Source organism: Prosthecobacter sp., assembly GCF_044378005.1.
Taxonomy (GTDB): domain Bacteria; phylum Verrucomicrobiota; class Verrucomicrobiia; order Verrucomicrobiales; family Verrucomicrobiaceae; genus Prosthecobacter.
On sequence record NZ_JBILYB010000213.1, the window covers coordinates 1 to 7,155 of the forward strand.

Annotated in this window: 4 protein-coding genes; 1 reads left to right on the forward strand and 3 read right to left on the reverse strand. The window is 61.6% G+C overall.

The genetic code is table 11. From position 1 onward, the window contains the following. Both AC6FTP_RS24445 and AC6FTP_RS24450 read right to left on the reverse strand, forming a co-directional pair. Positions 1 to 1,186: DUF7453 family protein (locus tag AC6FTP_RS24445; RefSeq protein WP_497209525.1), on the reverse strand; the 1,186-nt coding region annotated here is incomplete at its 3' end. After that, a complete protein-coding gene (locus tag AC6FTP_RS24450; RefSeq protein ID WP_497209526.1) occupies positions 1,183 to 4,755 on the reverse strand; it encodes a beta strand repeat-containing protein in 3,573 nt (1,190 codons plus the stop codon). The genes AC6FTP_RS24450 and AC6FTP_RS24445, both read right to left, overlap by 4 nt. Before the next feature lie 877 nt (positions 4,756 to 5,632). Between AC6FTP_RS24450 and AC6FTP_RS24455 the strand changes: the two genes are divergently transcribed. Further along, positions 5,633 to 6,607: a hypothetical protein gene (locus AC6FTP_RS24455; protein WP_497209527.1), complete on the forward strand. Its 975-nt coding sequence runs from the start codon at positions 5,633 to 5,635 to the stop codon at positions 6,605 to 6,607. A 96-nt stretch (positions 6,608 to 6,703) separates the two neighbouring features. On the opposite strand, the gene AC6FTP_RS24460 is transcribed toward AC6FTP_RS24455, so the two are convergent. Then, on the reverse strand, positions 6,704 to 7,015 hold the full coding sequence (locus AC6FTP_RS24460) for an aldo/keto reductase (RefSeq protein ID WP_497209528.1): 312 nt from the start codon (positions 7,013 to 7,015) through the stop codon (positions 6,704 to 6,706). Between the last annotated feature and the right edge of the window lie 140 nt (positions 7,016 to 7,155).

The window sequence follows — 7,155 nt, forward strand, 5'->3', positions numbered from 1 at the left end:
CGTTCGTGGCGTGCTGCGCCCACAGGCCTTTGTCATTCACGTTGGTCACCACTCCGCTGCCACGCACTTCACCTTTGACGAGGTATTCGTAGTCCCCGCCGCCAAGCACGAGGTCGCTGAAGTCGCTAAACACGAGGCCGCTGGTGCCGGGGGCTGCGTCGTTTTCACGCAGTTGCAGCGTCAGCACTCCGGGCGCGGTATCCACAAAGACACCAACGTTGTTCGTGGTGCTGACTCCGGCCAGCGTGTTGGTCACCATCTGGCTGATGAAGCCGTAGTAGCTGCCCGTGTTGTCAAAGCCGGGACTGCGGAAGCTGCCCCACTTCGCCAGCGGAATGACTCCCGGTGCGGTGGCGTAGGTGTCGGCGAGTTGCTGGCTGGTGCCATAGGTGAGACCGAAGCCGGTATCACTCGTGCCATCGAAGCTGCCTACCACGACGCCGGAGGTGCCATCCGTAAAGACCACGCTGAAGGTGACGAGGGACTCACCCGTGGGCGCCACGCTGAGTTCTTTGCCATGACCGGAGGAAGCATTGGTGGTCGCCAGGATGCTGAAGCTCTTCACGGTTTTGGTGACGCCGTTGGCGTCGAGGCTCTGGCCGTTGCGCATGAGGGGACGCAGGCCGGTGTTGGCATCCCAGCCAAAGAGCACGCTGCGGTTATCCACCAGGGTGCCGAGGAAGATGACCAAATCACCGCCGATGGAGAAGGTGCCGATGGTCTTCAGGTTGCTGCCCAGACCCACATTCGTGCCGATTCTAGCGACGAGCTTGAGCGTGCCATCGCTGGCATTGCTGAACAGGCAGCGGCTGTTGACGTTGGCGGTGATGCCCGCGCCGCGCACTTCACCGGTGAAGGCGATGTAGCCAGCTTCATTGATGACGGGAGGGCTGAAGCTGAAGTGGGTCACGCCTGGGAGTGAGGGAGCCGTTTGAGTATCCGTGGCGATGAGCACCAGCGGCTGGCCGACCATCATACCGCTGTGCAGGCTGGCGTCAGCATGGCGGATCTGCACCGCAGAGGCAAGCACACCGCTGGAGTTCAGTGCCGGGGAGCCGATGAAGCTGTAGAGCGTGGAGCCCACCGGGCCGCCGAGCACGGCGGAGCCCGTGGTTCCCGTCACGGCGACTTCGCCACCCACATTGACCACGGGCGCGCTGCCGGGAGCCACGACGGTGCCGGTCACCGGGAAGTCAAAGGCGGCCTCGCTGAGGTCATCATGTTGTTGACGACATTGCCCGCGTAGGTGGCTGGGGTGGCGCTTTCCAAAGCGACCTGGAAGTTGTAGGAGGTGCCTGAGGCCAGCACGGCGGAGGCTCCGTTGGTGGTGTAGCCGGAGGGCACCGTGATGCTTGAGATCGTCAGATCGGCATCCCCGGTGTTGCGCACGGTGAAGTTGCGCACGCTGGCCACATTCGGGGCAGTGCTGCCGAAGTTCACCACCGTGACCTGCCCGTCCACCAGTTCAGGAGCCAGGCTGTGGCTGCCATTATGCACGACAATTTCATTCAGGTAGGAAAGAGTCACATCATTGCCGCTGCCACCCACATAGCTGATGGTCACTGGGATGCCGTTGAAGGTGACGACCGCTCCCTCGGCCAGACCGCTGAAGGTGCCGGTGGCGGCATCAACTCCGTCGTTGTTCACGATGGTGAGGATGTTATTGGCCACTGGCGTGTAGCTGCCGCTGAGGGAGAGGACGGCTCCCGTGAGGTCGATGAGTCCGGCGACGTTGAGCTGCGTGTAGCCGCTATCTGCCGTGGCCCCGTTGATCACGATCTTGAGGCTGTCCGCGCTTGGGAGGGTCAGGCTGGCAGCCGCCCCGGTGGTCACGTCCATGCCGCTATTGCTGGCGAAGACGTTCGTGCCTGGGTTGAGCGTGACGTTGCCGCCCGCGCTGTTGAGCGAGCCGGTGGTGAGGTCGATGTTCGCGCCGGAGGCAAGGTTGAGCACCGTCGCCGCACTGCGCGTGATCGCCGCGCTGACGGTGAGTGCGCCGCTGTTGGCATCACCAATGGCGAGCGTGCCAGCGGTGATGTGGTCGAGTTCGGCATCGGTTAGGCCGAGGGTGGTGGCGCTGTCAGCGGCTCCGAGGTTGATGAGCCGGGCGTTGGTCTTCTGGCGCAGGGTGACAGTGGACGAGGTTTGCACGGATGGCGTGCCGGATGTCAGGTCGATTTTATCCGCGTTGATGGTGATATTGCCCGTCGAACTGGGGCCACCCAGGATACTTACGCCGCCAGACTGAAAACCGAAACCGGTGGCTGTGCCAGTGCCCGTGATCGTGATCGGCCCACTGCCAGTAGAGACGAACCGCCCGGAACTGCTGGTGGAAAGGCGGACGCCGGAGCTGCTGCCGGAAGTGGCCGTGCCCGTGATCACCATGGCACCACTGGCGGCCTGCACAAGGCCGTTGTTAACGAGTTGCACGCCGACATCGAAGCTGCCCGATGCAGTGCCCCCTGTCCCAACCAGCGTGATTGAACCGCTGCCAGTGGCCGAAATGAGGCCGCCTTGACTGCCAATGCCGATGGCATTGCCTGCAGTCGCAGTCTGGGCCGTCCCGTTGATGTTGATCGCCCCGTCAACGGTCGTGATTGCAGCGGTAGCAACTCTCATAAAGACACCGAGAGACCCGGTCGAGCCGAGCGTGCCGCCCACACCGATGATCGAGATATTGCCGGTGGAGGTCTGCACGGTATCGGTGCTATCGAGGACAACACCGCCGTTGGTGTTGCTCCCGGTAACGGCAACGGCTCCGCCCTGTCCACGCAGGGAAACAGCACCCGCACCCGAATCGAGCGTCGCCCCTGAAAGCAAAACGCCATTCGGCAAACTCGCGCTTCCGATGGCATTTGCCGCGAGCGGATCGGCACCGCCGCCGAAGGTGATATCACCACCGTTCGAGGTGATGACCGTTCCGGAATCCAGGCGGATGGCTCCGGTGTCGGTCGCGTCGCGGTTCGAATTGAGCACCACATGCAGCTTGTTGCTGGTGGAGGTCACGTCCGCGCTGGAATAGAAGTAGATGTTGTTGTTGGCTCGCAGGGTAAGCGTAGCGTCCGTTCCCGTGGAGTGGTTGATGTTGCCATAGATGAGCACATCGCTGCCCGCACTCAGCGTGATATTGCCGCCTGTGGCAATAATGCCTTCGGTGGTGCTGCTGATGTTGCCACTGGCATCAGCCGTCAGCGTATTGGCAGCGCCAAGAGTGAAAGCACCGGTGAAGCTCACGCTTCCAAAGCGGTTGACCGCTGAGCCAATGCTGACGTTGGGCAGCGTGCTGGTAAAGGCACCAATGCTCGCGTTGTCAGCGCCAGTGCCGGGATTCAGTGTCAACTGCGTGATGCCACTCAGCGAGATGTTACCCGAGTCACCCGTGATATTGAGCCCGCCATCCACACTGAAGGTGCGCCCACTGGCGGCGAACTTGATGCTGCCGGCCACGGGCTCAGTGATGGCCAGGGTGTCGCTGTTGCCGCTTTGATCGGTGACGGTGAGGGTGCCGCTGCTGGTGGCGACGGTGTAGTCCGGCGCGGTCTGGACCGTGATGGTGAACTGCTGCAAGGCGGTGGTCAGCGCGGCGGTGCCGTTGATGCTGGCGTCGTCGGTGAGTGTGACACTGATCGTCGCCGTGCCTGCGGTGCCGTTCGGCGTGTAGGTCAGCGTGCCGGTGCTGCTGTCGATGCTCGGTCCGGTGGTGAAGAGACCGGCGTTGCTGTTGCTGCTGATATTGAAGGTCAGCGCCTGCGTCACCGTGCTGTCGCCGTCATTGATGGCGGTGGCCCAGCCTGCGGCGGTCTGCGCGCTGCTGGTATTGTAGGGCAGCAGCTGATCCGCGCCCTTCACGAAGCTCGGGATCTCATTAACGTCGGTGACGGTGACGCTCAGCGCCTGCGAGTCGCTCAGGTTGCTCGGCGAACCATTGTCCGTCGCAGTGACAGTCACTTCATACACACCATTGAGATTGGCATCGCTGAAGGACTCAAAGTCGCGGCCCGACCCAAAGGTCAGCACACCGCCCGCGCTCAGGTTGAACAAGGCCTGATCAGCACCGCTCTTGCTGAACGTGATCGTCTGGCCCGCGTCCACATCCGTCGCGTCAATGTCGATGATCGTGGCGGTGCTGTTCTCCACGAAGTTCAGAGAAGCACTGGCTGCGCTGGCGTTGTTGGTGATCGAGGGGGCGGTGTTGGGGGAGCCGACGGTAAACTTGATATTTCCGCCAAACCAGCCATTAAATCCGCCGATTATACTATTCGGAAAAATGAACGAACTCTGCCAGGCATCACCCAGATAGGTGATGGCTGGATCCACCGCGAACCCAGTTGGATCGCCGGTGTACCCGTCGATGTTTGGGTCGAAACCAGCGACGTAATAGGTCTCTCCCGCCGTCAAAACCGTTGAAGTCACAGCGACATAGCGGAATTGACCTTCCAGCAAGCCCGCCGTCCCGGAAGGCACGGTCCCACTGGCTAGCAAGGTCCCAGAAGAGTTCCACAGTCCAACCTGATGAGAAGTGGCAAGACCATTCAAACCGTTATCCCAATATCCCAGATGGGTGACAGTGATGGTTGTAACGGCCCTGAATCTGTAGCCAAGGTTGTAGTTCCCGTTAGCGCCTACGGCACCAGAAGTAAAACTCACTCCCGTGTTTGCTAACGCCACTCCGGAGAAAGAGCATGACAAAAGCAGGGCTCCGATAGCCATGCGGGTATGAGTGAGCAGGCGAGAACATATGGATTTCGTTTTCATTGGATGCGGTTCAGTAAAGTTGACGTATGGCGGGGGTAGAGAGTAAAAGAGGTGAATACCTGGAAGCAGGTGGATGGTCTACGACCCCAAGCGACTCGGCAATAGTGCTACGCGCGCCGTAGGCGCAGGTGGCGGCACCGGTGCGGTCATGCAGGCCGAGGCATCGATGAGGGGAGAGGTTTTCATCGTGGGAACACACATTTGATTCAGGTCTCTTCGCATGAAGCGCTAATTTCATGGTGGGTTACCACCATTTTAAAAAATCCAGCTCGTCATTATTTTCTTATGGCTGCGTCTCAGAGCCCTGTGGGCATGGCCTGGGGAAACCAAAAAATGAAAATAATCTCGACACTTTGACCGTGATTTAGTACAAAACTCCTACTTCCGTCTAATCAACCTTGGGCGGGTGGGCCGACGATGACGTTTCTTCATCCTTTCCCACTGCGGGCAGGCGAATGCGCCACCCGCTGGGATGCGCCATGCCGCGAGGCGATCAGACTGATGGCGTCCGGCTATGCAATCGACGGTCAATCGGGCAGGCGGAGCACGTCCGGCTGTGCAATCGACGGTCAATCGGGCAGGCGGAGCACGTCCGGCTATGCAATCGACGGTCAATCGGGCAGGCGGAGCACGTCCGGCTATGCAATCGACGGTCAATCGGGCAGGACGAGCACGCCCGGCTATGCAATCGACGGTCAATCGGGCAGGCAGACCTGCATTCCCCTTCCTATCTATGAGAGTTTTAAGATTCGACTCTGGTGAGACATGGGATAACCCCAACGCTAGATGGAGTGACCCATCTTATGTCTTAGAAAATGGTGATCCTGGCTATATAAATCCAAATCCAACAACGAACACACCCTCAACCCGACGTTCTATGAGCAATAACCCGATTCCTGAACCCGAACGCCCTCTGCTCGCGCTGGGGGAAGACTGCGCCGATGGCTGCCACGCGCTGGAAGATGTGATCCCTCTGAAGCTGGTGCGGGAGGATGACCTGCGTGCAGCCCTACTCAACCTGAAAGGTGATCTGGCAGCACAGCCGCCCGTGCTCGGTCTGATCTACCGCTTTAAACAGGCAGAGCAGGTCAGTGACGTCGCTGCCGCTGCACGGAAGGCCAAGGATGATGAGTGCAAGGCCTACCTCTCTGCCGCCCGCACCTCCCTGATTGGCATACTGGGCCGCGAGCCCTCGTCTGAGTGGGCGCTGGCCGGGTTCGCGAATCCGCCGGCGAACTCGAATGCGGTGCCCAATACGCAGGCGGGCCGTCTCCAATGCCTGTCGGCTCTGGCCGTGTATCTGAACCAGCACCCGACTTACCAGACCCCCGCCGGCGGCCCGCGCACGGAGGTGACCTCCACACGCTCCCAGGCCCTGCATGATCAACTGAGTGCCTGCCGCGAGGCGGCGAACGCTGCCGCCACGGCCCAGGGCACGGCCCTGACGGCGAAGAAGGCCGGTCTCCAGGAGCTGCGCCGCCTGCTGATCGCGCTGGTGGATGAGCTGGAGCTGCGCCTGGCCAGTGATGATCCGCGCTGGGAGGTCTTCGGCCTGAACATCCCGGCGAACCCACGCGCGCCCGATCCCGCTGTGGATCTGGTTTTGACCACGGTAGGCCTGGGCCGCGTGCTGGCGGAGTGGGAGCCCGGCACCCGCAGTAACAACGACCGCATCCTGATCCAGATCGTCGGCGTGGACGCGGACTTCCGCGAATACGGCAAGAGCGGCGGCGACGGTGAGGAGCTGCTGAAGAACCAGCCCAGCGGCGCGCTGCTGCGCGTGAAGATCATCGCCCTGAACGGCAGCCTGGAAGCCACGACGGGCCCAGTGGCGGAGATCGTGGTAGTGTGAGTCCAGGCTGGCTCTGCCGCGTGGGACATGAAAAAGCCCGACTCCGTGATGGAGCCGGGCTTTTTCTTTCGCGCTTTGCGGAAGCGGTGGGGAGTGTCACCAGTCGAGGGTAAAGCCATTCGCGAGGCCGGGGGCGATGCCGAGGCGGCCGGTGAGGCCTTCGGTGTTCAGGCGGGTGAAGGCGTCCCAGACGACGTCGCTGGTGTAGGCAATGCTGTCGGGGTCATGCAGCATGAGGAGGTCGAACTTGGAGGTCTGGGAGCGCTCCAGGGACTTCTCGGCGGCCATCTTGAGGTAGTCGTAGTAGCCATCGGGGGACGGAGGCTGGAGCTTGGGTGGGGAGCTGAGACTTGTAGGGCCTGCACCGGGTATCTGCCCCTCACCCCAAGCCTCTACCCAGAAGGGGATCTAGGGCTGAAACCGGCGGTCTAGCTGGGGAGAGGGGGCCAGAGTCGGCGGCAGCCCCCCTGGGTATGAGCGACGTACCCGCTGGGGGGCAGCGACGTACCCGCCGGGGGCGAGCGACGAACCCGCTGGGTAGTAGAAAT